The following is a 25,865-nucleotide window of genomic DNA, read 5'->3' as shown; positions in this document are numbered from 1 at the left end:
CCCGTGGTCACGTTGCGGGAGTACGAGACGCGAGTCGTCGAAGGGGTCCGGCTGAGTGCCGCCGACCGGGTGCTGTGCGCGGCCGAAGGGCTGGCCACGCGTCTCCGGGTGCGTGAACTGGCGGGCGGGCGGATGGAGTTGACTGCCGGCCCGTGCGTGGGAGTCGTCCGTCTCGACGCCTGCGAGATCCGCGTCCTGCCCAAGTACCTGGGCGAGGAGCTCGACGTCCTGCGGATGCTGGAGTACGCGGCGGGCCGCGGGCTGCCCGCCCTCGACGCGGCGCGCACCCTGCGCGAGGGAGCCCCGCACCTGCGGGACCTGGTCGCGCTCCTGGTGACCGAGCACTGCGAGCGACTGCTGGCCCGCGGGGTGCGCCGCGACTACGTCAGCGTCGAGGACGAACTGCCCGTGGTCCGGGGGCGTCTGCTGGTCGACCGTCAGGTCCTGCGGCACTACGGGCGGCTGGACCGGCTGGCCTGCCGGTTCGACGAACACGACACGGACATCGTGGACAACCGGCTGTGCGCCGCCGCCGTGGACCTCGCGGCGCGTACGGCGAGCTCCCCGGCCGTGCGCTCCAGGGCCCGGCGTGCGGCGGCCCGGTTCGCCGGGCTCGCACCGACGCGGCTCGGCGATCTGCGGGTGGCGCTGGCGTCCCTGGGCTATCACCGCCACAACGCCCACTACGAGGGCGCGCACCGCTGGGCGGCTCTGCTGCTGTCGGGCGGCGGCATCACGGACCTCTTTGCTGCGGGGCCGCTCCCCTCCAGGGCGTTCCTCGTCGACATGAACGTGCTGTTCGAGTCCTTCGCCACCCGGTTGCTGCGGGAGGCGGCGGCCGGCACCGGGTTCGCCGTCCGGGACCAGGCGCGCCTGCGCGGTGTGCTGCGCGACGACCGGACCGGGCGTCATTACAGCGAGGTGCGGCCGGACATCCTGATCTCCGGGAGCCGGGACGGGGAAACGCTGACCCGTCCCGTCGACGTCAAGTACAAGCTGTACGACGGCAGGAAGCTCAGCACGCCCGACCTGTACCAGGCCTTCCTCTACGCCCATGCCCTGGCCCGGCAGCCCGGGGGCGGCACGCCGACCTGTGTGCTGCTCCACCCCGGCGGGGCGTCCGCGGCGCGAGAGAGCGTCACGGTGCGCCGCTGGGACGGCAGCGCGTCGGCACGGGTCAGGTCCGTGTCGCTCGACCTGCCGTCGGTGCTCGACGCCCTGGGCGGCGCCGAGCGCGGCCCTGTGCTCGCGAGCGTCTTCGCGGCGGCGCTGGGCTGACCGCGCCGACGCGCCGCCGCGGCGTGCGGCCTCAGCCGAAGTAGCGGTCGAAGTTCCTCGAGAACTGCCAGTCCCCGTACCGGTCCCAGTTGATCGACCACGTCATGAGGCCGCGCAGGGCGGGCCAGGTGCCGTGCGGGGTGTACGAGCCGCAGTTCGTACCCTTCGTCAGGCAGTCCAGGGTCTTGTCGACCTCCGACGACGGCACGTGGCCGTTGCCCGCGTTCGTCGAGGCCGGCATGCCGATGGCTATCTGGTCCGGGCGCAGGGGCGGGAAGACGTTGGCCGCGTCGCCCGCGACTGGGAAGCCGGTCAGGAGCATGTCCGTCATGGCGATGTGGAAGTCGGCCCCGCCCATGGAGTGGTACTGGTTGTCGAGACCCATGACCGGCCCGGAGTTGTAGTCCTGGACGTGCAGCAGCGTCAAGTCGTCGCGCAGGGCGTGGATGACCGGGAGGTAGGCGCCGGCCCGCGGATCCTGGCCGCCCCACTTGCCGGTTCCGTAGTACTGGTGTCCGAGCTGGACGAAGAACGTCTCCGGGGCCATCGTGAGGACGAAGTCGTCCCCGTACCTGGCCTTCAGGGTCTTCAGGGCCGAGACGAGGTTCACGATCACCGGGGTCTTCGGGTTCCTGAAGTCGGTGTCGTCGGCGTTCAGGGAGAGGGAGTGTCCCTCGAAGTCGATGTCCAGGCCGTCGAGTCCGTACTCGTCGATGATCTTCGACACGGAGGAGACGAACGTGTCGCGGGCCGCCGCCGTCGTCAGCTGCACCTGGCCGTTCTGGCCGCCGATGGAGATGAGGACCTTCTTGCCCGCGGCCTGCTTGGCCCTGATCGCCGCCTTGAACTCGGCGTCGGTCTCGACCCCCGGGCACTCGGCGGCCGGGCAGCGGTCGAAGCGGATGTCGCCGGAGGTCGTGGTGGTGGGTTCGCCGAAGGCGAGGTCGATCACGTCCCAGCTGTCCGGGACGTCGGCCATCCTCGTGTAGCCGGAGCCGTTGGCGAAGCTCGCGTGGAGGTAGCCGACCAGGGCGTGTGCGGGTAGGTCCGTGGGGTCGCCGCCGCCCGGTCCGGCCGTGGTGGTCGCGGTGACGGCCGGGGACTTCGCGGACTCTCCGGCGGCGTTCACGGCGGCGACCTGGAAGGAGTAGGCGGTCGACGGTGTCAGCCCGTCGACGGTGGCCGAGGTCCCGCTCGGTGTCCGGACCTTCGCTCCGTCGCGGTAGACGGCGTAGCCCGTCGCGCCCGGCACCGCCGGCCAGGACAGCCCGACGCCGGTGGAGGTGACCGCGGCGACCGTCAGACCGGTGGGTGCGGCGGGTGGCTGCCCCGCGTCGACGCCGGGCCCGACCAGGGAGAGGTCGTCGGCGTGGTACGCGCCGGTGCCGTACCAGCCGTGCGTGTAGAGCGTGACCCTGGTGGTGGAGGGGCCGGTGCGGAAGGTCGTGGCGAGCCGCTGCCAGTCGGGGGCGGACTGCGTCCAGGCGGAGACGTCGGTGGTGCCGGTGCCGCTCGCGCCGACGTACACGTAGGCGCCGCGGACGTGGGCGGCGAGTGTGTACTGGGAGTCGGGCCGGACGGTCACGGTCTGTGCGCATCGGGCGTTGTCGCCGCCGGCCGGGGTCGCCCTCAGCGCCGAAGCGCCGCTGCGGACGGGTGAGCCGACGACCGTGCCCGCCGTGCAGGTCCAGCCGTCGAGTCCTGCCTCGAATCCGCCGTTGCGGACCAGGTCCGCGTCGGCCGCACGGGCGGCCGACGAGAGTGCGGCGAGGCCGGGTACGGCCAGGACGGTGGCCGTGCACACGGCGAGAAGTCTGTGACGCGGGAACGGTCCGGCACGTCCGGTGCGGTCCACAACTGCCTCCAGAGCATGGGGGAAGAGGAGGGAGGAGCGCGCCCAACCTGGTCCAGACCAATCCGGTTGTCAAGACCTGTGACACGCACCGGGCCGCGTACGGCCGCCCGTTGCCGGGACCGGCACGGCTATCGCTCCCCGTTCCCGGCGAGGCCCGCCGCCGCCTCGTGCATCGCCAGTTCCAGGAGCGCCGGGTCGGTGAGCGTGCCGGAGCCGTCCGGGGGGACCAGCCAGCGGACCCCGCCGGTCGACCGCCCGGGGTAGGGCACCACGATCCACGTACCGCGCCCCGCTGTGCGCACCCCCGTGCCGAGCCAGCGCGCGGCCGTCCCCGGCGGGACGAGGAAACCCATCCGCGCGTCACCGAAGTCGACGAGTACCGGTCCGGGCTGGTCGAGCACACGGGTCAGCACGTCGAGCGTCGGATAGCCGAGCCGGCCGGGCAGGATGAGCACGTCCCACGCCTTGCCCGCCGGCAGCAGCGCGACCCCCATCGGATTGCGCTCCCATTCCCAGCGGCAGGCCTCGGGGTCCGGTGCCACGGATGCCAGCCACTCGACCGCCGTCTTGGGCCCAGTCATGGCGGAACCTCCCTCTCTCGTGTCGACGCTGGTCGCGTCACAGGGGAGAGGGAGGTTCGGGCCGGGCATTACGCGGGTTCCGGCTGCGTGTTGGTGGTGAAGCGGATCACGGGAGCGAGCTGGGCGTACGCCCGTGGATCACATACGGACCCGCACGCCCTCGGGGCCGCACGCGGCCGCCCCGGCCGTTCCCCCACCCAGGGCGTCCGGGCGCTCAACTGTCGAAGCCGAGGCCCACCCGGTCCATCGTCCGCAGCCACAGGTTGCGCCGGCCACCGTGTGCGTCCGCCCGGGCGAGCGACCACTTGGTGAGCGCAATGCCCGTCCACGCGAACGGCTCCGGCGGGAAGGGCACCGGCTTCCTGCGGACCATCTCCAGCGACGTACGCTCCGTGCGCTCCCCCGACAGCAGGTCGAGCATCACGTCCGCACCGAACCGGGTCGCCCCGACACCGAGGCCCGTGTAGCCCGCCGCGTACGCGACCCGCCCCCGGTGCGCCGTGCCGAAGAAGGCCGAGAAGCGGGAGCAGGTGTCGATCGCACCGCCCCAGGCGTGGCTGAAGCGGACGCCCTCCAGCTGCGGGAAGCAGGTGAAGAAGTGCCCGGCGAGCTTGGCGTAGGTCTCGGGCCGGTCGTCGTACTCGGCGCGGACCCGGCCGCCGTACGGGTAGACCGCGTCGTAACCGCCCCACAGGATCCGGTTGTCGGCGGACAGCCGGAAGTAGTGGAACTGGTTCGCCGAGTCCCCGAGCCCCTGCCGGTTCTTCCAGCCGATCGAGGCGAGCTGGCCCGCGGTCAGCGGCTCGGTCATCAGCGCGTAGTCGTAGACCGGGGACGGTGTACGGGCGCACGCGCCGGACCAGGTTCGGGAAGATGTTCGTGCCGAGGGCGACCTGGCGGGCGCGCACACTGCCGTACGGCGTGCGCACGGCCATCCCGGCGCCGTACGGCTTCAGGTCGAGCGCGGGCGTGTTCTCGTACACGCGGACACCCAGCTCGACGCAGGCGCGCTTGAGGCCCCAGACGAGCTTGGCGGGGTTGAGCATGGCGACGCCCCGGCGGTCGTGCAGGCCGGCGAGGAAGGTCGGCGAGTCGACCTGCTCCCGTACGGCTTCGGCGTCCAGGTACTCGACGCCGTCGGCCAGACCCCGGTTCTTCAACTCCTCGTGCCACTCGCGCAGTTCGGCCGCCTGGTACGGCTCGGTGGCGACGTCGATCTCGCCGGTGCGCTCGAAGTCGCAGTCGAGGGAGTAGCGGGCGACGGCGGCCTCGATGGCGTCGAGGTTGCGGGCGCCCAGCTCCTCCAGCTTGTGGATCTCGTCGGGCCAGCGGGTCAGGCCGTTGGCGAGACCGTGGGTGACGGAGGCCGCACAGAAGCCGCCGTTGCGGCCCGAGGCGGCCCAGCCGGCCTCGCGGCCCTCGACCAGGACCACCTCGCGTCCGGGGTCGCGCTCCTTGGCGAGGAGCGCGGTCCACAGCCCGCTGTAGCCGCCGCCCACGACGAGCAGGTCGCAGGTCTCGGCGGTGGTGAGGGCGGGCTCGGGACGCGGCCTGCCCGGGTCGTCCAGCCAGTAAGAGACCGGCTGGACGTCCGAAAGCGACTTCGCCCAGTTCTTGTCACGGCTCATGGCGCCTCGGGCCATGATTTCAACTCCCTACGACTGCTGCTTTCTTGAATTCCTGTGCTGCTATGCCTTGTGGCGGTTCCTGCGGTTGCCGATGACCATTCCGGCCAGCACGAACAGTACGGCGACGATGAACATGGCCGTACCGATGACGTTGATCTGAACGGGTGTGCCGCGCTGCGCAGAGCCCCAGACGAACATGGGGAACGTGACCGTCGAACCCGCGTTGAAATTGGTGATGATGAAGTCGTCGAAGGAGAGCGCGAACGCGAGCAGCGCTCCCGCGGCGATCCCGGGAGCGGCGATGGGCAGGGTGACGCGGACGAAGGTCTGCACGGGACCCGCGTACAGGTCCTGCGCCGCCTGTTCCAGGCGCGGGTCCATCGACATCACGCGCGCCTTGACGGCGGTGACCACGAAGCTCAGGCAGAACATGATGTGCGCGATCAGGATCGTCCAGAAGCCCAGCTGCGCGCCCAGGTTGAGGAAGAGCGTGAGCAGCGAGGCGGCCATGACGACCTCGGGCATCGCCATCGGAAGGAAGATCAGCGAGTTCACGGCGCCGCGCGCACGGAAGCGGTAGCGGACCAGCGCGAAGGCGATCATCGTGCCGAGGACGGTGGCACCCAGCGTCGCCCAGGCGGCGATCTGCAGGCTCAGCGAGAGCGAGCCGCACAGGTCGGCGACCCCGCAGGGATCGGTCCAGGCGTCCGTGGAGAACTGCTGCCATTCGTAGTTGAAGCGCCCCTTCGGATTGTTGAAGGAGAACACCGTGACGACGATGTTCGGCAGCAGCAGATAACCGAGCGTCAGCAGACCCGCGATGACGACGAGACGCCTTTTCAACCAGCGCAAGAGGGCCATCTAGACCAGATCCTCCGTCCCGGACTTACGGATGTAGAGCGTGACGATGGCGAGGATTCCCGCCATGAGAATGAAGGAGAGGGCGGCGGCCGTCGGATAGTCGAGAATGCGCAGGAACTGCGTCTGGATGACGTTTCCGACCATGCGGGTGTCCGTGGAGCCGAGCAGGTCGGCGTTCACGTAGTCGCCGCTCGCCGGAATGAAGGTGAGCAGGGTCCCGGAGACGACACCGGGCATCGACAGCGGGAACGTCACCTTGCGGAAGGTCGTGAAGGGCTTCGCGTACAGGTCGCCCGCCGCCTCGTGCAGCCGCCCGTCGATCCGCTCCAGGGAGGTGTAGAGCGGCAGGATCATGAACGGCAGGAAGTTGTACGTGAGGCCGCAGACCACCGCGAGCGGGGTGGCCAGGACCCGGTCCCCCGCCGTGATGCCGAGCCAGCTCGTGACGTCCAGGACGTGCAGCGAGTTGAGGGCGCCGACGACCGGGCCGCCGTCCGCGAGGATCGTCTTCCAGGCGAGCGTACGGATCAGGAAGCTGGTGAAGAACGGCGCGATCACCAGGATCAGGATGAGGTTGCGCCAGCGGCCCGCCCGGAACGCGATCAGATACGCGAGCGGGTAACCGAGCAGCAGGCACAGGATGGTGGCGGTGCCGGCGTACGCGATGGAGCGCACGAACTGCGGCCAGTAGTCGGCCACCGCGTCCCAGTAGGTCGCGAAGTGCCAGGTGACCTTGTAGCCCTCCTCCAGGGAGCCCGTCTGCACGGACGTGGAGGCCTGGTAGACCATCGGCAGGGCGAAGAAGACGACCAGCCACAGCAGGCCGGGGAGCAGCAGCCAGTACGGGGTGAGGCGGCCTCTCCTGCGAGGCGGGCGCTCCTTCGGCGCTGGGGCCGGCGCCAGGGGTGGCGCGTCGGTGACGGTCGTCATCAGGACGCCTCTTCCTCGACCGTTTCGATGCCGGCGTCGATGTCCTGAGCGGCGTCCAGACCGAAGGTGTGCGCGGGATTCCAGTGCAGGACCACCTCGGCGCCGGGCACGAGCCGTGCGTCGCGGTCGATGTTCTGGGCGTAGACCTCGAACTCCGGGCAGACCGGGCTGTCGATGACGTACTGCGTGGAGACGCCGATGAAGCTGGAGTCGGCGATCGTGCCGGTGATGCGGTTGCGGCCCGCCGGGATCTCGCCCGCGGCGTCGGCGTGCGTGAGCGAGATCTTCTCGGGACGTACGCCCACCAGGACCTTGCCGCCGGTCGTCGTGGGCGCGGAACACCGGGCCACGGGCAGGACGAGCTTGCCGCCGCCCGCCCTGAGGACGATCTCGTCGCCGCTGCGGCTGTCGACCTCGGCCTCGATGAGGTTGGAGGTGCCGAGGAAGTTGGCGACGAACGTGGTGTGCGGGTTCTCGTAGAGGTCGGCGGGCGAGCCGAGCTGCTCGACACGGCCCGCGTTCATCACGGCGACCGTGTCGGCCATCGTCATGGCCTCCTCCTGGTCGTGCGTGACGTGCACGAAGGTGATGCCGACCTCGGTCTGGATGCGCTTGAGCTCCAGCTGCATCTGGCGGCGCAGCTTGAGGTCGAGGGCGCCGAGCGGCTCGTCGAGGAGGAGCACCTTGGGGGTGTTGATCAGCGCGCGGGCGACGGCCACGCGCTGCTGCTGGCCGCCGGAGAGCTGGTGCGGCTTCTTGCGGGCCTGCTCGCCGAGCTGGACCAGGTCGAGCATGTCACCGACCTGCTTCTTCACCGACTTGATGCCGCGCCGGCGCAGACCGAAGGCGACGTTCTCGAAGATGTCCAGGTGCGGGAAGAGGGCGTACGACTGGAAGACGGTGTTCACGGGCCGCTTGTACGGCGGCAGGTTCGTGACGTCCTGGTCGCCGAGGGAGACCGAGCCGGAGGAAGGTTCCTCCAGGCCGGCGATCATGCGCAGGGTGGTGGTCTTGCCGCAGCCGGAGGCGCCGAGCAGGGCGAAGAAGGAGCCCTGCGGGACGGTCAGGTCGAGGGGCTGGACCGCGGTGAAGGAGCCGTAGGTCTTGCTGATCCCGGAGAGACGGACGTCGCCACCGGTGTCTGTGTCGTTCTTCGTGGTCACGGTGATCACGCCCCCGTCAGCTTTGCGAACTTCTCTTCGTACGACGTCTCTTCCTTCGTGCTCAGGGAGCGGAAGGAGTGGGACTTGGCCGCCATGGCGGCGTCGGGAATGATCAGCGGGTTGTTCGCCGCCGACTTGTCGATCTTCGCCAGCTCGGCCTTCACTCCGTCGACGGGACAGACGTAGTTGATGTACGCGGCGAGCTGCGCGGCCGGACCGGGCTCGTAGTAGTAGTCGATGAGCCGCTCGGCGTTGGTCTTGTGCCGTGCCTTGCTGGGGACGAGCAGGTTGTCCGTGGACGTCAGGTAGCCGCTGTCCGGGATGACGAAGTCGACGTCCGGGCTGTCCGCCTTGAGCTGCACGACGTCACCGGCCCAGGCGACACAGGCCGCGAGGTCGCCCTTGGTGAGGTCGGACGTGTAGTCGTTGCCGGTGAAGCGGCGGATCTGGCCCTTGTCGACGGCCTTCTGGAGCCGGGCGATCGCCGCGTCGAAGTCGTCGTCCGTGAACTTCGCCGGGTCCTTGCCCATGTCGAGCAGGGTCATGCCCATGCTGTCGCGCATCTCCGACAGGAAACCGATACGCCCCTTGAGCTTGGGGTTGTCGAGCATGTCCGACAGCGACTTCACCTCCACACCGTCCAGCGCCTTCTTGTTGTAGGCGATGACGGTGGAGATACCGGTCCAGGGATACGAGTACGCGCGTCCCGGGTCCCAGTCGGGGGTGCGGAACTGCTGGGAGAGGTTGGCGTACGCGTGCGGCAGGTTGGAGGCGTCCAGCTTCTGTACCCAGCCGAAGCGGATGAGGCGGGCGGCCAGCCAGTCGGTGACGCAGATGAGGTCGCGCCCGGTGTCCTGGCCCGCCGCGAGCTGCGGTTTTATCTTCCCGAAGAACTCGACGTTGTCGTTGATGTCCTCGGTGTACTTGACGCTGATGCCGGTGCGTCCGGTGAACGCGTCGAGCGTGGGGTGACGCTTCTCGCTGTCGTCGACGTCCATGTACTCGGTCCAGTTGGAGAAGCTGATCCGCTTCTCCTTGGCCGAGTGGTCCTCGGACGAGACGCCCGCGGTGTTCTTCGCCGCGGGGATGCCGCAGGCGCTCAGCGTCCCGAGCCCGCCGAGGGCGAGCGCGCCGCCCGTCGAGGCGCGCAACAGCGAACGGCGGGTGAGGGAGGCCCTGCCGTCGCCGAGGCTGCGCCGCACGGCGGCCGGCCGGGCCGGAAACAGGCGGTCGGGCTCGTACTGCTCCATGCTCGTGGTGCCCTTTCGGGAGGGTTCGGCCGGTCTCGGCCGGTGGTGACTAGCGGTCCCCGAAGATCGTGCGGTGCCAGTCCTTCCTGGCCACCGCGGTGTTGTCGAACATGACGTGCTTGATCTGCGTGTACTCCTCGAACGAGTACGAGGACATGTCCTTGCCGAAGCCGGACGCCTTGGAGCCGCCGTGCGGCATCTCACTGATGATCGGGATGTGGTCGTTGATCCACACGCAGCCCGCCTTGATCTCGCGGGTGGCACGGTTCGCGCGGTACACGTCACGGCTCCACGCGGACGCGGCGAGACCGTACGGGGTGTCGTTGGCGAGCCGGATGCCCTCGTCGTCGCTGTCGAAGGGCAGCACCACCAGGACCGGTCCGAAGATCTCGGCCTGCACGATCTCGCTGTCCTGCGCGGCGTCGGCCACGAGGGTGGGGCGGTAGTAGGCGCCGTGCCCGAGGTGGCGCGGGATCTCGCCGCCGGTGACCACGCGCGCGTAGGAGCGTGCCCGGTCGACGAACCCGGCGACGCGGTCGCGCTGGGCGACCGAGATCAGCGGGCCGAGGTCGGTGTCCGGCGCGAAGGGATCGCCGAGCCGGACGGTCGCCATGAGGTCGGCCGTCCGGGAGACGAACTCTTCGTAGAGGGGCCTTTGGACGTACGCGCGCGTGGCGGCCGTGCAGTCCTGGCCGGTGTTGATGAGCGAGCCCGCGACCGCGCCGTGCACGGCGGCCTCCAGGTCCGCGTCGTCGAAGACCACGAAGGGAGCCTTGCCGCCGAGCTCCAGGTGGAGGCGGGTGACGGTGGCGGTGGCGATCTCGGCGACCCGCTTGCCGACGGCCGTGGAGCCCGTGAAGGAGGTCATGGCGACGTCGGGGTGTCCGACGAGGTGCTCGCCCGCGTCCTTGCCCGCGCCGGTGACGATGTTGACGACGCCGTCCGGGATGCCCGCCTGGGTGGCCGCCTCGGCGAACAGCAGCGAGGTCAGCGGGGTGAGCTCGGCGGGCTTCAGGACGATGGTGTTGCCCGCGGCGATCGCCGGGAGGACCTTCCAGGCGGCCATCTGGAGGGGGTAGTTCCAGGGGGCGATGGAGCCGACGACGCCGATGGGTTCACGGCGTACGTACGAGGTGTGGTCGCCGGAGTACTCGCCGGCGGACTGGCCCTGGAGGTGGCGGGCCGCGCCGGCGAAGAAGGCCGCGTTGTCGATCGTGCCCGGGACGTCGAACTCCCGGGTCAGCTTGATCGGCTTGCCGCACTGGAGGGACTCCGCCTGCGCGAACTCCTCGGCACGGTCGGCGAGCACCGCGGCGAAACGGTGCATGGCGTCGGAGCGCTCACCGGGGGTGGCCCCGGCCCAGCCGGGAAACGCCTCCCGCGCCGCCTCCACGGCCGCGTCCACGTCCACGGTGCTGGCCAGTTCGTACGTGTAGACCTCGTCGCCGGTGGCGGGGTCGACGACGGTGTGGCCGCGGCCTGACGTGCCCTTGGTCAGCCGGCCGGCGATGTACTGCGCGCCGTCCGCGAAGTGGTCCTGCGCCTGGAAGCGATGGCCCGGACTGTGCATGTCGCTCTCCTCCGCCGCACGCCCCGCAACCCGGGGGTCGGCGTAGCTCCAGCTCGATTTGAGTGCCGATCCTGGCAGAGCAATGGTGCTCCAACAAGTGATTCCGTTGTTGCCTTTTGGTTACGCGACGGAATCTGTCGACCAGGTGTCGAGTCGCCCGCGAAAAGGCAGGACGGAGTGTCAGTGGTGCGTGCCACACTCGCGTGCATGGGGAAGATCGATTGTCGGGACACGCTGGTCGGCGCGGTCCGCTCGGGGGCGAGAGTCAGGTATCTGCACTTCTGGGGCCATCGGCCGCGCGCGGACGGGCAGGTCGGGGCGAGCTGTCTGAGCCAGTGGTGGCCCTCGCCCTTCACGGCGGACGGGGTGGAGTACCGGACGGCCGAGCACTGGATGATGGCGCACAAGGCACGGCTGTTCGGCGACGCGGAGGCGGAGCGGCTTGCGCTGGACGCGTCGAGCCCCGCGCTCGCGAAGAAGGCCGGGCGACTGGTGCGGGGGTTCGACGATGCCGTCTGGGAGCGGGAGCGCTTCGGGATCGTGGTCGAGGGCAGCGTGCGCAAGTTCGCCTCGGACATCCGGCTCGGATCGTTCCTGATGGGTACGGGCGATCGGGTGCTGGTCGAGGCGAGTCCCATGGATCGCGTGTGGGGGATCGGTCTGGCCGCGGACGACGAGCGGGCCTTCGACCCCGAGCGGTGGCAGGGACCGAACCTGCTGGGATTCGCGCTGATGGAGGCCCGGGACCGGCTGCGGTCCGCCGCCTGACAGCCCGCCCGCCCGCCCGGGCCTGAGCGGGCACGGGGAACCGCGCGCGGCCCACGACGCCCCGCGCCGGCCACCGGCCCGAGCCCCGCAGGGGGCGGGCCCCGCTGAGGGCACAACGGGGAGGCCGGGGCGGAGCCCGGTCCTCCCTCCGGGTCAGCCGTTGACGGTCAGCGCCGCGCTGTAGCCGTCGTCGGTCGTCTCCGAGCCTCCGCCGTCTTCCTCGTCGGGCATGACGAGGAAGACCACCACGAACGCGATGGCCAGGGCGATGCCCACGGCGCCGCAGATGATGCCGGCCAGCGCCTGGCCGGGGTTGGTGGCCTCCCCGCGGCGCGCCCTGCCCCGGCCGATCGCGCCGAAGATCACCGCGAGGACGCCGCAGGCGAGGGCCACCGGCCACAGGCAGAAGCCGACCGCGGCGATGATGCCGAGCACGAGCCCCGCGGTGCCCAGCCCGTTGCTGGGCATCATGGGCATCCCGGGCCAGCCGTAACCAGGACCGCCGGGGCCGGTTCCGTGGGCGGCGCCCTGACCGCCGTACCCGGGATACCCCGGGTAGCCGTATCCGTAGGGCACCTCGCCCGGCCCTCCCGGCGCGATGGGCGGCGGCGGCACCGGCGACCCCGGAGCGGGGTGGGCGTGCGGGTGCGGCTGCGGATAAGGGCCGGCAGGGGGCGCGAACGGGTCGCCCGGAAGATCCGAGGGCGGGCCGCCCGCGGCGGGGTACGGCGCGGGGTACTGGGCGGGGTACGGGGCGCCCGGAGGGGCGAAGGGGTTCCCCTGCGCCGGGGCGGCCGGGGGCGCGAACGGGTCGGCGGGGGTGGCGCCCGGTGCGGGCGCGGAAGGGTTGGTCCAGGCCGGCGGACCCGCGGGATACCCGGCCCCGGGAGGCGGCGGTGTCCCCGCGCCGGGGAAGGACGTGACCGTCTGCCGGTCGTGGACCGAGGGCGGGAGCGGGCCCGCGTCCGCCGGAGGAGCCCAGGGATTCGGCTCGGCAGGGGCCTTGTCCAGCGGAACCCCCGCCCCCGGACGGGCATCCTCGGGGTGGTCCCGCGGCTCGTCGCCCGGCGCATCCGGTGTCTGCGCGTCGTCGGACATGCGCGGAGTCCCCTCTGTCGTACGTGGCGTCATGCTACGGCCCGAGCCCTGCCCGTGCGGACGGCGGCCTACGATGATCCCCGAAGCACCGATCAGCCGATCACCCGCGCCGCCGTACACCGGCCCGGCGCCGTTCCTGGGGAGGAACCCTTGACCGACCACCTCGACCCGATCACCCCCGGCACCCCGCGTGACCTGCACGCCTTCATCGCCGGACTGCCCAAGGCCGAACTCCACGTGCACCACGTCGGCTCAGCCTCCCCCCGGATCGTCTCCGAGCTGGCCGCCCGCCACTCCGACTCCAAGGTGCCGTCGGACCCCGAGGCGCTGGCCGACTACTTCACGTTCACGGACTTCGCCCACTTCATCGACGTGTACCTGTCCGTCGTCGACCTCATCCGCACCCCCGAGGACGTCCGCCTCCTGACGTACGAGGTCGCCCGCGACATGGCCCGGCAGCGGATCCGCTACGCCGAGCTGACGATCACGCCGTTCTCGTCGACCCGCCGCGGCATCGACGAGGGCGCCTTCATGGACGCGATCGAGGACGCCCGCACGGCCGCCGAGGCCGACTTCGGGACCGTCCTGCGGTGGTGCTTCGACATCCCCGGTGAAGCGGGACTGGAATCCGCCGAGGAGACCGTCCGGCTCGCCACCACCGACAAGATCCGCCCCGAGGGCCTGGTCGCCTTCGGGCTCGGCGGGCCCGAGACCGGCGTGCCCCGCCCGCAGTTCAAGCCGTACTTCGACCGTGCGATCGCGGCCGGCCTGCACTCCGTGCCGCACGCGGGAGAGACGACAGGGCCGGAGACCGTCTGGGACGCGCTGAGGGACCTGCGTGCCGAGCGCATCGGTCACGGTACGAGCTCCGCCCGGGACCCCGAGCTCCTCGCGCACCTCGCCGAGCACCGGATCCCCCTGGAGGTCTGCCCGACCTCCAACATCGCCACCCGCGCGGTCCGCACCCTCGACGAGCACCCCATCAAGGAGTTCGTGCGGGCCGGCGTCGTCGTCACCGTCAACTCCGACGACCCGCCGATGTTCGGCACGGACCTCAACAACGAGTACGCGGTGGCCGCCCGCCTCCTCGACCTCGACGAACGGGGTCTCGCGGCGCTCGCCAGGAACGCCGTCGAGGCCTCCTTCCTGGACGGCCCCGGCAAGGCGGCCCTCGCCGCGGAGATCGACACGTACACCGCTGGGTGGCTCGCACCCTGAACCAGCACAATGGGCCGATGCGTACCGTGACTGCCGTGGCCCATCGCGGCGACCCCTACCGCGTCCGTGAGAACACCGTCGACTCGCTGCGTTCCGCGCTCCGCCGGGGCGCGGACGCGGTGGAGATCGATGTCCGGCTCACCCGCGACGGGGTGCCCGTGCTCCTGCACGACGTCTCGCTGAAGCGGCTGTGGGAGCACGACCGGCCGCTGCTGTCGCTCTCCTGCGACGAGGTGCGGGGCCTCACCTCGGACGGTGTACCCACTCTGGAGGAGGCCCTCAAGGAGACGGACGAGGGCCGGTTGATGGTCGACGTGCCGGGTCCGGTGGACGCGCGTGCCGTCCGCCGGATCGTCGGCGTCATCCATGACCTCGGCGCCGAGGAGCGCGTGTACTACTGCGCGGGCGCCCGCACCATGCTCGCGGTCCGCGCGGCCGACCCCGCCGCGGAGATCGCCCTCACCTGGACGAGCCTCGCGCCCCCGCGGCCCGCGGTGCTCGACGCGGTGCGCCCGCGCTGGCTCAACTACCGGTTCGGGCTGGTCGACCGGGACCTCGTCGCACGCGTCCACCGGGACGGCTACCTGGTGTCGGTGTGGACGCCGGACACCCGGCGGTCCATGCGGCGCCTCCTCGACGCGGGAGTCGACTCGATCACGACGAACCGCATCGACACCCTGTGTGCCCTGCGCAGGGACTGAGGTTCAGCCGCGTTCGCCGGTCACCCGGGACCTCTGCCGAACCGTCGCCGGGTCGGCCGGCGTCTCGCGGGTGACGTACTGGGGGGTGGGTGCCGTGTCCTGTCCGGTGTCGCGGACGAGGCCGTAGCGGATGGCGCCTTGGCCGGGGCCGGTCATGACGTCCCTGGTCACAGCGTCCCGGTCGGACGGGAAGACGATCAGCCCGTAGTCGCAGCCCCGCTCGTTCTGGGTGAGGGTGACGGTGCCGTCGACGTAGAAGTACTCGTTCTGCCACATCTGCTGGGCGCCGGCCGGCAGGACGGCGTGTCCGACGGCCGGGCCGCCCATGCCGGAGGTGTAGCCGTCGGCGTTCGGGGCGAAGGTGTCGTCCATCCGGCGGCCGCCGCCCGACGCCACGTGGAACAGCCTTCCCCTGAGGCCCGTCCAGGCGGGCATGACCAGGGCGCCCGGCCGCGACTTCGGCGAGATCTGCCAGCGCACCAGGACATAGCCCCGGCCGCTGAGCGTCACGCTGTCCCCGCGGTGCTGCATCACGGCCTTGGGGCCGCCGGTGCTGGTGAGTCCGGACTCGGGTCGGCGCGGCAGATCGCCGGGCCGCGCGTTCGGGTCCGGAGCCTCGTCGACGGCATCGACGACCGTGCCGTACAGGTCCGTCCGCGTTCTGACGGGGGACGGCGACGGAGCCGGTGTCGCGGTGCGGCCGGGCGCCTTAGGCTCTGCGGTGCTCGATGCCGTGATCGACGCCGTGGAGGGCGCCGTGGGGGGCGCGGCGGCCCGTGGCGGCGGTTCCGGCTGTGTGACGACGTAGGCGCCGCCCGCGGCGAGGGTCGCCCCGGCCGTCAGGGCTACGGCGGGCTTGGTCAGCGCGGCGACGGCTTTGGCGGACCAGCCGATGCCGGTGGCGGCGGTCGTGGCGGCGGCCGCCGTCTTGCCGCCGAGGGCGAGCGAGAGCGTGAGACCGACGGGGACGGGGACGAGTGCGATGCCGACGAGCAGCCGTTCCGCGGGGACGACCGCCTCGCCCTGTTCGGCGCAGTGGCGACAGCCCCGGATGTGCCGGGCCAGCCGCTTGCGCCACACCGAGCCGGGCCGCTCGTCCCAGCGGGCGGTCAGCTCACGCAGCCCGGGGCAGGAGGAGTCGAGGGCCCGCACGATGCCGCGCGCCGCCTCCAGCCGGGCCTTCATCCGCTGGACGCGTACGGCGGCGTGCTGGCGGCTGACGCCGGCGGCCGCCGCCAGTTCGCGTCGGCTCAGTTCGCCCGCGACCTCCAGCCACCACAGCGACAGCAGCTGCCGGTCCTCCTCGTCGAGCCAGCGCACCGCTTCCGCGACCTCACGCCGTTGTCCCTCCAACTGAAGGCGCAGGACGGTGAGTTCGGCGAAGTCGGTGACCTCCTGGGCCGCGTCGTCGGAGAGCGTCTCGGAGGTGCGCCGCCTGGCGCGGTCGCGTATCTGCCGCATGGCGATGGCGACCAGCCAGGAACGGAAGCTGTCCGGATCGCGCAGTGTGCCGAGGTTGCCGACGGCGCGCAGCATGGTCTCCTGCACCACGTCGTCGACGTCGGCATGGCCGTTCAGCGCGCGGCCGACGATGTTGTAGACCAGCGGAAGCCAGCCCTCGACGAGTTCGTCGAGCGCGCGCCGGTCACCGGCCTGCGCTGCCGCGATCGTCGTACGCCACTGCCGGCCGTCCACGTCCGTCCCTTCCCTGCCGAGGTCGCTCGCCGGGGCCGTCCACCGGGGCCGCCGGAGGTCACTTGCGGTGGAGGAGCGCCCCGAAGTCCATCTGGTCGAACCCGCCGTGGCGGGGCCCGTGGTCCCCACCGCCGCCTTCGGCACGTACTTTCTCAGCCATGGCCGAGATACGAGGGCCCGAGGGCCGGCGGTGTCGCGCGCAGCGGTTGCGCAAAAGCTCCCAGACCGGCCTGATCTGCCCGCGGCCTATGTCGGAGATCACGGCCTGCGGCGCTTCAGGTGCCGGTTGGCGGTCCCGCGATCCGGAGGGCGCCGCGCCGGCCGACGCGGTGCTTGTTCTGCTCTGCCACGGACGACTCCTGGGCGGGTGAGGGGGTGTGTGCGCCATGCGGAGCGCGCGCACAGGAGACGGGGGAAGGACTTCCGGGATAACAGTTTTTTCGTGCGGGGCCCCGTCACCCTAAGGAAGATCCCTGACAACTCCCCTATCCGGGACGGCAGTTGCCCGGAGCCCGGTCCAGGGTCGCCGCCCTCCTCGATGAGGATCCGCGAGAAGGCGTACGCCCGGACGATGAAGGTCACCGATCACTCCGGGAGTCCACTGATGCATGCCCGTCTCCGTACCGCCTGTGCCGCCCTCGTGGTCCTGGGTCTGACCGCGGTCCCCCTGGCCGGGACCGCCCTCGCCGCCCCCTCCCCCACGGCCGTCGTACGCGAGAGCGCGAATCCGGACACCGCTCTGCGCGCCGCACTCAAGGGGATCCCGGACGAACACACCACGGCCGCGCTCGTACGCGTCGCCGGCACGGACGGCACCTGGCGGGGCAGCGCCGGGGTGCGCGATCTCCCAAGTGGCCGAAAGGCGCTGGAGAACGGGCGCTTCCGGGCCGGCTCCACCACCAAGGTGGTCACGGCCGCCGTCGTGCTGCAGCTCGCCGCCGAGGGCAGGGTGGACCTGGACGGGCACGTCCAGACGTACCTCCCCGGCCTCCTGTCGAAGGACTTCGAGCCCATCACCGTACGGCAGTTGCTCACCTTCACCAGCGGGCTGAAGCCGGGCTCGTCACTGGGGGACGTGGCCGGCGAGGGGTACGAGCGGCGGTACGAGACGCTGACCCCCGAGGAGGTCGTGGCCGCGTCGGTCGCCCAGGGGCCGGCCTTCCACCCCGGCGACCGGCAGCAGTACGGCAACATCGACTACACCGTGCTCGGCCTGCTCGTCGAGAAGGTCACCGGCGACTCGTACGAGCACCAGGCAGCCGTGCGGGTCCTGCGGCCGGCCGGGATGCGGCACACGTACTTCCCCGGCGGCCCCGACCCGCGCATCCACGGACCGCACAACCGCGGATACCAGAAGCTGACGGACGGCAGGCTGGTCGACGCCACCGAGTGGAACATGTCGGACCGGTGGGCCGCCGGCGACATGATCTCCACGACGGCGGACCTGGAGCGGCTCCTCTTCGCGCTGTTCCGGGGCCGGCTGGTCCCCCAACCGCTCCTGGACAGGGAGATGTTCACGCTTCCCGACGTGCCCGGCGCGACCATGAGCGCCGGCCTCCAGCGGTACGACATGGGCAACGGCACCGTCCTGTGGCTGAAGTCCGGAGCCCGCCCGGGGTACGGCACGCTCGTCGCGGCCACGCGCGACCTGTCCCGCACGCTCGTGTACTCGGTCAACGCGACCGACGCCAAGGGCGAGGGCATGAATCCGGTGGCCGAGCGGATCGTGCGGGCGGCGTTCGGAGGGTGAGGGCGGCGCTCGGACGGTGAGGCCCGCCCGGCGCGAACGGCGTGAACGGCGCGCGGCCGGGTCAGCCGTGGGCGCGGGCCGGGCCGCCGAGTGCCGCGACGCGCTGTTCCAGGCGCTTGAGGACCGTGTCGCCCCACTGGAGGTTCGCCCGCTCCAGGGCCATGCCGCCCTGGAGGGTGAGGTAGGGGCCGACGCGCTCGGCGGTGGCGAGGTACTCGTCCTCGGTGCGCCCGGCCAGCATGCGTTCCTGCATGCGCCGGTAGCGGGCGAGCTTGGCGGTGGCCCGCTCAACGCGCTCGGCGACCGCCGTCCGTACGGCCTCGATGTCGGCGGCGTCCCCGATGTCGACGCACTGGACCTTGACCATCAGCTCGTCCCTGATGGCCGGTGGTTTGGCCGGGCCTTCGGCGACGTACGCGCGCAGGACCCCGCGCCCCTCCGCGGTGAGCGAGAAGAGCCGCTTGTTGGGCCGGCGCTCCTGCTGGACGACGCGGGCGCGGACCAGTCCGTCGCCCTCCATGCGCTCCAGCTCGCGGTAGAGCTGCTGGGGGGTGGCCATCCAGAAGTTGGCGACCGAGGCCTCGAAGCCCTTCGCGAGGTCGTACCCGGACGCCTCGCCCTCCAAGAGAGCGGCCATCACCGCGTTGCGCAACGCCATGAGTCCAAGCTAGCACCGTGTTGATTAGTCAAGGGCGCGACTATCGACGCGGACGAGAGGGAGCAGCTCCGGCCGCTTGGCCTGCCGGCCGTCGCCCGACGAACGCCCCTGGACCCGGCGCAGGAGCCAGGGCCCCAGGAAACCGCCGACCCAGCGCAGTTCCGCTCCGACGACCCGCAGCCGCGTGGGCACCGACGCGTCGGGCGGCAGGGGCAGCGTCCAGGCTTCGTCACCGCCCGGCAGGCCGAACGCGTGCGCGACCGCGGCGGCAATACGCGCATGGCCGAGCGGGCTCGCGTGCAGCCGGTCCGGACTCCACAGCCGGGGGTCCGTCACCACCTCGTGGGCGGACATGTCCGCGATGACCACTCCATGGCGTCCGGCCGCCTCCCGGATACGGGAGTTGAGGGCGAGGACCCGGCGGCCCAGCGGCCGGGCCAGCGGGGTGAGCCGGCCGACGTCGGGAAAGGTGACCGTCGCGACGCGGGCGCCCTGCCCGGTCAGCGCGGCGAACATCGCCTCCAGGTGGCCGGCCACCTCGTCCGCGTCGAAGCGGGGCCTCAGCAGGTCGTTCATCCCGGCGACCACGGTCGCCACATCGGGCCGCAGCGCGAGGGCCGGCGGCAGCTGCTCGGCGCGCACCTGCCCGGCGAGGCGCCCGCGGACGGCGAGATTCGCGTACAGGACGTCCGGAGACCCCTTCGCCAGCTCCTCCGCGAACCGGTCGGCGCATCCGCGCAGCCCTGTCACGTCGTCGCCGTCCCCCAGCCCTTCGGTCTGACTGTCACCGAGGGCGACGTACCGCAGATATCCGCTGTTCGGCACGGCATGACCTCCACTCCCCATAGCCCACTAGTACCCTATTCACTTTGTTGAATAAGGCAAGAGGCGGGACGGGCCGGTGACGTGACATGCGCCGCGCGGGCGCCCAGGCAGCCTCACCGGGACCGGCTCGGGCTCAGGTCCCCGCGCAGTTCCTGCGCTGGTGGTCCGTACGGTGACGCATCCAGAGCACCACGTCACAGACCCGCAGCGCGCTGACGGTCCCGGGGAGGCCGGCGGACCGCCGCAGGGCGGTCAGCTCGTGGTGCAGCGCCCGGTCGTCGAGGCGCAGCGCGGTGTGCAGGTCCAGCCAGAAGGACGCGGGCCTGCCGAGGACGCAGCGGACGACCTGGTCGTAGACGGGCAGCAGCCGTGGACGCTTGCGGGCGAGGAGTTTGCCTGCCGTGACCCACCCGATTCCGGGCTGGTCGCACAGCAACTGCCAGGCCGTGTGGGCCGGTGACCCGTCGGCCAGGTCGGCGGCCTCGGCCTCGGCCATGTCGAGGCCGAGGGGGACTCGGCTCAGCAGCCCGCCCACCTCGGCGCCGAGGTCGCCCTCCAGGAGGTCGAGTGCGGCCCGCACGGGAATCCTGACCGACAGGGTCTGCACCGCGATCAGGTCGTCGGCGGTCACCGCGTTCGCGACCGCCGGGCGGTCGCCCCCGCCGGCCAGGCACTCGAATCGACTGCCCGTGAACGGCACCGCTCCGGCCTGCCCGCCGGTGCCGAAGTACTGCCGGAGGTCGGACACGGCCCGGTCCGAGGTGACGAGAGCGCGCAGCCGGTGATCCAGCGGCGGTGGGGCGACAGCGGTCATGGGCCACTCCGGGACGTGGTGGGTGAATGCTCCGCGGCACGACGCGCCGACCCGGCGCCCCTGCCCGGCCCATCCTCGCGCCCACGGGAACTCCGCGTCACAGGAACAGCGCTGCTCCTACAGCCCCGCGATCGCGTTCCACCGCTTCGCGTACTCCGTGCGCTCCTTGGCCGTGATGTCGCGGGCCACGGCGAGACGCGCGCGCAGGGCGCCGTCGGGGAAGATGAGCGGATCCTCGGCCAGGGCGGCGGTCTCCTCGTCCTTGGCGGAGGCCAGGACGTCCCGGGCGGCCGGGACGGGACAGACGTAGTTGACCCACGCGGCGAGTTCGGCGGCCACGGACGGCTCGTAGTAGTGGTCGACCAGTTCCTCCGCGTTCGCCTTGTGGCGGGCGAGGTTGGGGATCATCAGGGACTCGGACCACAGCTCGGCCCCCTCCTCCGGTACGACGAACTCGATGTCGGGGTCGTCGGCCTGGAGCTGGATCACGTCGCCGCTGTACGCCTGGCAGGCCAGTACGTCTCCGCTCGACAGGTCCTTGATGTAGTCGTTGCCGGTGAAGCGGCGGATGTGGTCCGTGCGGACGAGTTCGTCGACCTGGTCGCACACCGTGTGGAAGTCGTCCGCGGTCCACCGGGTGACGTCGACGCCGTTGCCCTGCATGAGCAGGGCGAACGCCTCGTCGAGCCCCGACAGGAGCGTGACGCGCCCCTTGAGGTCGTCCGCCCACAGGTCGGAGACCTGCCGTATCTCCCGGCCGGTCCTGCGGCGGTTGTACGCGATGCCCGTGATCCCCGACTGCCACGGCACGGTGTACCTGCGGCCCGGGTCGAAGGCGGGCGAACCCAGTTGCGGGTCGAGGTACCGGGTGACGTTCGGCTGCCGGGCACGGTCCATCTCCTGGACCCACCCCAGGCGCACGAACCGCGCACACATCCAGTCGCTGATCACCATCAGGTCCCGGCCGGTCTCCTGATGGTTCATCAGTGAGGGGCTGATCTTCCCGAAGAACTCGTCGTTGTCGTTGATCTCCTCGGTGTAGGTGACCGCGATCCCGGTGCGCTCCTCGAAGGCGTCGAGCGTGGGACGCCGTGACTCGTCCTCGTCGTCCGTGTCGATGTAGAGCGGCCAGTTCGACCAGGTCAGCCGCTTCTCACTGGCCGAGAGGTCGCTTCTGGACCGGTCCGCCGGGGCGACGTACCCGGCCGGCACCCCGCATCCCGCGGCGAGCGCGGCCGCGGCGCCCGTCCCCAGGGTGCGCAGCACGGACCGGCGGGACGGGAGGCTTCTCGGATTCGCTCGCACCCGGGCAGCATGCCGCCGGGCGCGGGGCCGGGCAATGGACGCGGTGTCGAGCCGTCCGGCCGGCGGCGGACACGTTGTCGCCCCGCCACCACCGCCCGCCCCGCCCCGGGGACGGCCGCCCCGGACGCCCCGGCCCCGTCTCGCTCCCCGAAGAGGGACGGAGGACCGGGGAACTCAGCCCTCGATGGACGTCATCACGTGCTTGATGCGCGTGTAGTCGTCGAACCCGTAGCCCGACAGGTCCTTGCCGTAGCCCGACTTCTTGAAGCCGCCGTGCGGCATCTCCGCGACCAGCGGGATGTGCGTGTTGATCCACACACAGCCGAAGTCGAGGACCTTCGACATGCGCATCGCGCGCGCGTGGTCCTTCGTCCAGACGGAGGAGGCGAGGGCGTACTCGACGCCGTTCGCCCACTCGACGGCCTGCGCCTCGTCCGAGAAGGACTGGACGGTGATGACCGGTCCGAAGACCTCGTTCTGGATGATCTCGTCGTCCTGCTTCACGCCCGACACGACGGTCGGAGCGTAGAAGAAGCCCTTCTCGCCGACCCGGTGGCCGCCCGCCTCGACCTTGGCGTGGGCGGGGAGACGCTCGATGAAGCCGGTGACCTGCTTGAGCTGGTTCGGGTTGTTGAGCGGCCCGTACAGCACGTCCTCGTCGTCCGGCTGACCGGTCTTCGTGTCGGCGGCGGCCTTGGCGAGCGCGGTCACGAACTCGTCGTGGATGGACTCCTGGACGAGGACGCGGGTGGCGGCCGTACAGTCCTGGCCCGCGTTGAAGAAACCGGCCACCGAGATGTCCTCGACGGCCTTGGCGATGTCGGTGTCCTCGAAGACGACGACGGGCGCCTTGCCGCCGAGCTCCAGGTGCACCCGCTTGACGTCCTTGGCGGCGGACTCGGCGACGGAGATGCCCGCCCGTACGGATCCGGTGATGGACGCCATGGCCGGGGTCCTGTGCTCGACCATCAGACGGCCGGTGTCCCGGTCGCCGCAGATGACGTTGAAGACGCCCTCGGGGACGATCGAGCCGATGATCTCGGCGATCAGGACCGTGGAGGCCGGGGTGGTGTCGGACGGCTTGAGCACGACCGTGTTGCCCGCGGCGAGCGCCGGGGCGAACTTCCACACGGCCATCATCATCGGGTAGTTCCACGGCGCGACCTGCGCGCAGACGCCGACCGGCTCACGGCGGACGATCGAGGTCAGGCCCTCCATGTACTCGCCGGCCGACCGGCCTTCCAGCATGCGCGCCGCGCCCGCGAAGAAGCGGATCTGGTCGACCATGGGCGGGATCTCCTCGGACCGGGTCAGTCCGATGGGCTTGCCCGTGTTCTCGACCTCGGCCGCGATGAGCTCCTCGGCCCGCTCCTCGAAAGCGTCCGCGATCTTGAGGAGGGCCTTCTGGCGCTCGGCGGGGGTCTGGTCGCGCCAGGCGGGGAAGGCCGCGGCGGCGGCCTCCATCGCCGCGTCGACGTCGGCCTGACCGGACAGCGGCGCGGTGGCGTACGCCTCGCCCGTCGCGGGGTTGACCACGTCGGTGGTCCGTCCATCGGCGGCATCGCGGAACTCTCCGGCGATGTAATTGCGCAGACGACGCAGCTCGGTGCTCACTGCCCGGCCCTCCTGTCGGATGTCCTACGGCTCAGGTGTCCACTACCTGAGACGCCTGGGCTCCCACCCTAATCCTCACCCCGACGTTTTCAACACCCCCGATCGCCCCAGAACTGCGAAATCCGCAGACTGCACGCACCCAGACAACGAATTTCATCGATCAGACCTTGCGGAACTGTCGAGCCCTCGTGCACAGTGAGCTCGTGGCCAGTCGAAGCGCAGACCCCAGGGACTCCCGCGAGTCCAGGAGCGGCACTCCTCAGCTGGATGCCGTGTCCCTCGCCATCATCGAGCAGCTGCAGGAGGACGGCCGCCGTCCGTACGCCGCGATCGGCAAGGCCGTGGGCCTCTCCGAGGCGGCCGTGCGCCAGCGCGTCCAGAAGCTGCTCGACCAGGGCGTGATGCAGATCGTCGCCGTCACGGACCCGCTCACCGTGGGCTTCCGGAGGCAGGCGATGGTGGGTGTGAACGTCGACGGCGACCTCGAACCGGTGGCGGACGCGCTGAGCGCGATGTCGGAGGTCGAGTACGTGGTGATGACCGCGGGCTCGTTCGACATCCTCGCCGAGATCGTCTGCGAGGACGACGACCACCTGCTGGAGGTCATCAACAAACGCATACGGGCCCTGCCCGGCGTGCGCTCCACCGAAAGCTTCGTCTACCTCAAGCTCAAGAAGCAGACCTACATGTGGGGAACCCGATAGCCGTGACTGCCAAGGACCTCAGCCGAACCGCGTACGACCACCTGTGGATGCACTTCACCCGCATGTCCTCGTACGAGAACGCGCCCGTCCCCACGATCGTCCGTGGCGAGGGCACCTACATCTACGACGACAAGGGCAAGCGCTACCTCGACGGCCTCGCGGGTCTGTTCGTGGTCCAGGCGGGCCACGGGCGTGCCGAGCTGGCCGAGACCGCCGCCCGGCAGGCGAAGGAGCTGGCCTTCTTCCCCATCTGGTCCTACGCCCACCCGAAGGCCGTGGAGCTGGCCGAGCGGCTCGCGCACCACGCCCCGGGCGACCTGAACAAGGTCTTCTTCACGACGGGCGGCGGCGAGGCCGTCGAGACCGCGTGGAAGCTCGCCAAGCAGTACTTCAAGCTCCAGGGCAAGCCGACGAAGTACAAGGTCATCTCGCGCGCGGTCGCCTACCACGGCACCCCCCAGGGCGCCCTGTCCATCACCGGGCTGCCGGCGCTGAAGGCCCCCTTCGAGCCGCTGGTCCCGGGCGCCCACAAGGTCCCGAACACCAACATCTACCGCGCGCCCGCCTTCCTCGACAACGGCTCCGGTGTCTCCCCCGAGGCCTTCGGCCGCTGGGCCGCCGACCAGATCGAGGAACAGATCCTCTTCGAGGGCCCGGAGACGGTCGCCGCGGTGTTCCTGGAGCCCGTGCAGAACGCCGGCGGCTGCTTCCCGCCGCCGCCCGGGTACTTCCAGCGGGTGCGCGAGATCTGCGACCAGTACGACGTACTGCTGGTCTCGGACGAGGTCATCTGCGCCTTCGGCCGCCTCGGCACGATGTTCGCCTGCGACAAGTTCGACTACGTACCGGACATGATCACCTGCGCCAAGGGCATGACCTCGGGCTACTCCCCGATCGGCGCCTGCATCATCTCGGACCGGCTCGCCGAGCCGTTCTACCAGGGCGACAACACCTTCCTGCACGGCTACACCTTCGGCGGCCACCCGGTGTCGGCGGCCGTGGGCCTCGCGAACCTCGACATCTTCGAGCGCGAGAACCTCAACCAGCACGTCCTGGACAACGAGGGCTCGTTCCTCTCCACCCTCCAGAAGCTGCACGACCTGCCGATCGTCGGCGACGTCCGCGGCAACGGCTTCTTCTACGGCATCGAACTCGTCAAGGACAAGGCCACCAAGGAGACCTTCACGGACGAGGAGTCGGAGCGCGTGCTCTACGGCTTCGTCTCCAAGAAGCTCTTCGAGTACGGCCTGTACTGCCGCGCCGACGACCGCGGTGACCCGGTCATCCAGCTGTCGCCGCCGCTGATCTCCGACCAGTCGACGTTCGACGAGATCGAGGGGATCGTCCGCCAGGTGCTGACGGAGGCCTGGGCGAAGCTCTGATCCCCGTTCGGCCCGGCTCGGCCCCGATGAGCCGAACCTGTGATCAACCCCGGCCCCGGTGCCGCCCGTTCGAGTGAGAATGGGCGCCCCGGGGCCGCGTGCTGTCCGGCCTCCGGGCCCCGACTCCCTAGCGTGCCCAGTGACCGATCGGCCCTGCCTTCGTTCCCCCGACCGGGGGACCGAGCGACCTTCCCGGAGGCGCTCGGGCAGCGCAAGT

At 71.0% G+C, this 25,865-nt stretch carries 21 protein-coding genes and 1 pseudogene; 7 read left to right on the top strand and 15 right to left on the bottom strand.

The features are described from left to right. Nucleotides 1-3: 3 nt before the first annotated feature. Entirely contained in the window at nucleotides 4-1,278 is a 1,275-nt protein-coding gene (locus tag KUF83_RS29355) for an McrC family protein (protein WP_217457998.1), read from the top strand. A 31-nt stretch (nucleotides 1,279-1,309) separates the two neighbouring features. Here KUF83_RS29355 and KUF83_RS29350 read toward each other — a convergent pair whose 3' ends face one another. The 8 genes and pseudogenes from KUF83_RS29350 to KUF83_RS29315 all read right to left on the bottom strand — a co-directional run bounded on the left by KUF83_RS29350 (nucleotide 1,310) and on the right by KUF83_RS29315 (nucleotide 11,116). Beyond that, nucleotides 1,310-3,133, bottom strand: coding sequence for a glycoside hydrolase family 18 protein (locus tag KUF83_RS29350; RefSeq protein WP_217457997.1), 1,824 nt, complete (start codon nucleotides 3,131-3,133; stop codon nucleotides 1,310-1,312). A gap of 128 nt (nucleotides 3,134-3,261) precedes the next feature. Then, entirely contained in the window at nucleotides 3,262-3,714 is a 453-nt protein-coding gene (locus KUF83_RS29345; protein ID WP_217457996.1) for a bifunctional DNA primase/polymerase, read from the bottom strand. Between the two features lie 214 nt (nucleotides 3,715-3,928). Beyond that, nucleotides 3,929-5,357: pseudogene (locus tag KUF83_RS29340) on the bottom strand (NAD(P)/FAD-dependent oxidoreductase). A gap of 45 nt (nucleotides 5,358-5,402) precedes the next feature. Next, complete coding sequence (locus KUF83_RS29335; protein ID WP_217457994.1) at nucleotides 5,403-6,203, bottom strand: ABC transporter permease; 801 nt, start codon at nucleotides 6,201-6,203, stop codon at nucleotides 5,403-5,405. Continuing rightward, nucleotides 6,204-7,133 carry an ABC transporter permease gene (locus KUF83_RS29330; RefSeq protein WP_217457993.1) on the bottom strand — a complete coding sequence of 310 codons (930 nt, stop codon included), beginning with the start codon at nucleotides 7,131-7,133 and terminating at the stop codon, nucleotides 6,204-6,206. Continuing rightward, nucleotides 7,133-8,305, bottom strand: coding sequence for an ABC transporter ATP-binding protein (locus tag KUF83_RS29325; RefSeq protein ID WP_374106192.1), 1,173 nt, complete (start codon nucleotides 8,303-8,305; stop codon nucleotides 7,133-7,135). Before KUF83_RS29325 ends, KUF83_RS29330 begins: the two co-directional genes overlap by 1 nt. After that, the gene (locus KUF83_RS29320) at nucleotides 8,302-9,546 is read right to left on the bottom strand and encodes a spermidine/putrescine ABC transporter substrate-binding protein (protein ID WP_217457992.1); all 1,245 of its coding nucleotides are present in this window, start codon (nucleotides 9,544-9,546) and stop codon (nucleotides 8,302-8,304) included. The genes KUF83_RS29325 and KUF83_RS29320 overlap by 4 nt, the downstream gene beginning before the upstream one ends. Before the next feature lie 49 nt (nucleotides 9,547-9,595). Next, entirely contained in the window at nucleotides 9,596-11,116 is a 1,521-nt protein-coding gene (locus KUF83_RS29315; protein ID WP_217457991.1) for a gamma-aminobutyraldehyde dehydrogenase, read from the bottom strand. 207 nt (nucleotides 11,117-11,323) lie between these two features. Between KUF83_RS29315 and KUF83_RS29310 the strand changes: the two genes are divergently transcribed. Beyond that, nucleotides 11,324-11,884: an NADAR family protein gene (locus tag KUF83_RS29310; RefSeq protein ID WP_217457990.1), complete on the top strand. Its 561-nt coding sequence runs from the start codon at nucleotides 11,324-11,326 to the stop codon at nucleotides 11,882-11,884. A gap of 153 nt (nucleotides 11,885-12,037) precedes the next feature. Here KUF83_RS29310 and KUF83_RS42860 read toward each other — a convergent pair whose 3' ends face one another. Then, nucleotides 12,038-12,982, bottom strand: coding sequence for a hypothetical protein (locus KUF83_RS42860; protein ID WP_308403186.1), 945 nt, complete (start codon nucleotides 12,980-12,982; stop codon nucleotides 12,038-12,040). A gap of 54 nt (nucleotides 12,983-13,036) precedes the next feature. Here KUF83_RS42860 and KUF83_RS29300 point away from each other — a divergent pair, with 54 nt between their 5' ends. Continuing rightward, a complete protein-coding gene (locus KUF83_RS29300; RefSeq protein ID WP_374106191.1) occupies nucleotides 13,037-14,200 on the top strand; it encodes an adenosine deaminase in 1,164 nt (387 codons plus the stop codon). Nucleotides 14,201-14,217: 17 nt separating this feature from the next. Continuing rightward, nucleotides 14,218-14,901, top strand: coding sequence for a glycerophosphodiester phosphodiesterase (locus KUF83_RS29295; protein ID WP_217457989.1), 684 nt, complete (start codon nucleotides 14,218-14,220; stop codon nucleotides 14,899-14,901). Nucleotides 14,902-14,904: 3 nt separating this feature from the next. Here the strand turns inward: KUF83_RS29295 and KUF83_RS29290 are convergent, their stop codons facing one another. Beyond that, on the bottom strand, nucleotides 14,905-16,596 hold the full coding sequence (locus tag KUF83_RS29290) for an RNA polymerase sigma factor (RefSeq protein ID WP_217457988.1): 1,692 nt from the start codon (nucleotides 16,594-16,596) through the stop codon (nucleotides 14,905-14,907). A gap of 604 nt (nucleotides 16,597-17,200) precedes the next feature. Between KUF83_RS29290 and KUF83_RS29285 the strand changes: the two genes are divergently transcribed. After that, nucleotides 17,201-18,346 carry a serine hydrolase gene (locus KUF83_RS29285; RefSeq protein WP_217457987.1) on the top strand — a complete coding sequence of 382 codons (1,146 nt, stop codon included), beginning with the start codon at nucleotides 17,201-17,203 and terminating at the stop codon, nucleotides 18,344-18,346. Between the two features lie 61 nt (nucleotides 18,347-18,407). Here the strand turns inward: KUF83_RS29285 and KUF83_RS29280 are convergent, their stop codons facing one another. The 5 genes from KUF83_RS29280 to KUF83_RS29260 form a co-directional block, all read right to left on the bottom strand. Beyond that, complete coding sequence (locus KUF83_RS29280) at nucleotides 18,408-19,004, bottom strand: PadR family transcriptional regulator (RefSeq protein WP_217457986.1); 597 nt, start codon at nucleotides 19,002-19,004, stop codon at nucleotides 18,408-18,410. Nucleotides 19,005-19,028: 24 nt separating this feature from the next. Then, nucleotides 19,029-19,829 (bottom strand): SGNH/GDSL hydrolase family protein, encoded by an 801-nt coding sequence (locus KUF83_RS29275; RefSeq protein WP_217457985.1) that lies wholly within the window; start codon nucleotides 19,827-19,829, stop codon nucleotides 19,029-19,031. Nucleotides 19,830-19,962: 133 nt separating this feature from the next. After that, entirely contained in the window at nucleotides 19,963-20,643 is a 681-nt protein-coding gene (locus KUF83_RS29270; RefSeq protein ID WP_217457984.1) for a DUF6308 family protein, read from the bottom strand. Between the two features lie 117 nt (nucleotides 20,644-20,760). Further along, on the bottom strand, nucleotides 20,761-21,948 hold the full coding sequence (locus KUF83_RS29265; RefSeq protein ID WP_217457983.1) for a spermidine/putrescine ABC transporter substrate-binding protein: 1,188 nt from the start codon (nucleotides 21,946-21,948) through the stop codon (nucleotides 20,761-20,763). Between the two features lie 174 nt (nucleotides 21,949-22,122). Further along, entirely contained in the window at nucleotides 22,123-23,562 is a 1,440-nt protein-coding gene (locus KUF83_RS29260) for a gamma-aminobutyraldehyde dehydrogenase (RefSeq protein WP_217457982.1), read from the bottom strand. A gap of 188 nt (nucleotides 23,563-23,750) precedes the next feature. Here KUF83_RS29260 and KUF83_RS29255 point away from each other — a divergent pair, with 188 nt between their 5' ends. Both KUF83_RS29255 and KUF83_RS29250 read left to right on the top strand, forming a co-directional pair. Next, nucleotides 23,751-24,266 carry an Lrp/AsnC family transcriptional regulator gene (locus KUF83_RS29255; protein WP_217457981.1) on the top strand — a complete coding sequence of 172 codons (516 nt, stop codon included), beginning with the start codon at nucleotides 23,751-23,753 and terminating at the stop codon, nucleotides 24,264-24,266. Beyond that, nucleotides 24,251-25,648, top strand: coding sequence for an aspartate aminotransferase family protein (locus tag KUF83_RS29250; protein WP_217457980.1), 1,398 nt, complete (start codon nucleotides 24,251-24,253; stop codon nucleotides 25,646-25,648). Before KUF83_RS29255 ends, KUF83_RS29250 begins: the two co-directional genes overlap by 16 nt. Nucleotides 25,649-25,865 lie beyond the last annotated feature (217 nt).

The sequence above is a fragment of the Streptomyces sp. BV286 genome (genome assembly GCF_019090165.1).
GTDB lineage: Bacteria > Actinomycetota > Actinomycetes > Streptomycetales > Streptomycetaceae > Streptomyces.
Note: the sequence above shows the minus strand (reverse complement) of the source record. Positions and strands in the feature narration are given on the sequence as shown.

Excerpts from the sequence above, each read along its gene's own strand:
- KUF83_RS42860 (WP_308403186.1), bottom strand. The coding sequence starts at position 12,982 with ATGTCCGACGACGCGCAGACACCGGATGCGCCGGGCGACGAGCCGCGG.
- KUF83_RS29320 (WP_217457992.1), bottom strand. The coding sequence starts at position 9,546 with ATGGAGCAGTACGAGCCCGACCGCCTGTTTCCGGCCCGGCCGGCCGCC.
- KUF83_RS29280 (WP_217457986.1), bottom strand. The coding sequence starts at position 19,004 with ATGGCGTTGCGCAACGCGGTGATGGCCGCTCTCTTGGAGGGCGAGGCG.
- KUF83_RS29270 (WP_217457984.1), bottom strand. The coding sequence starts at position 20,643 with ATGACCGCTGTCGCCCCACCGCCGCTGGATCACCGGCTGCGCGCTCTC.
- KUF83_RS29310 (WP_217457990.1), top strand. The coding sequence starts at position 11,324 with ATGGGGAAGATCGATTGTCGGGACACGCTGGTCGGCGCGGTCCGCTCG.
- KUF83_RS29315 (WP_217457991.1), bottom strand. The coding sequence starts at position 11,116 with ATGCACAGTCCGGGCCATCGCTTCCAGGCGCAGGACCACTTCGCGGAC.
- KUF83_RS29345 (WP_217457996.1), bottom strand. The coding sequence starts at position 3,714 with ATGACTGGGCCCAAGACGGCGGTCGAGTGGCTGGCATCCGTGGCACCG.
- KUF83_RS29285 (WP_217457987.1), top strand. The coding sequence starts at position 17,201 with ATGCATGCCCGTCTCCGTACCGCCTGTGCCGCCCTCGTGGTCCTGGGT.
- KUF83_RS29335 (WP_217457994.1), bottom strand. The coding sequence starts at position 6,203 with ATGGCCCTCTTGCGCTGGTTGAAAAGGCGTCTCGTCGTCATCGCGGGT.
- KUF83_RS29295 (WP_217457989.1), top strand. The coding sequence starts at position 14,218 with ATGCGTACCGTGACTGCCGTGGCCCATCGCGGCGACCCCTACCGCGTC.
- KUF83_RS29330 (WP_217457993.1), bottom strand. The coding sequence starts at position 7,133 with ATGACGACCGTCACCGACGCGCCACCCCTGGCGCCGGCCCCAGCGCCG.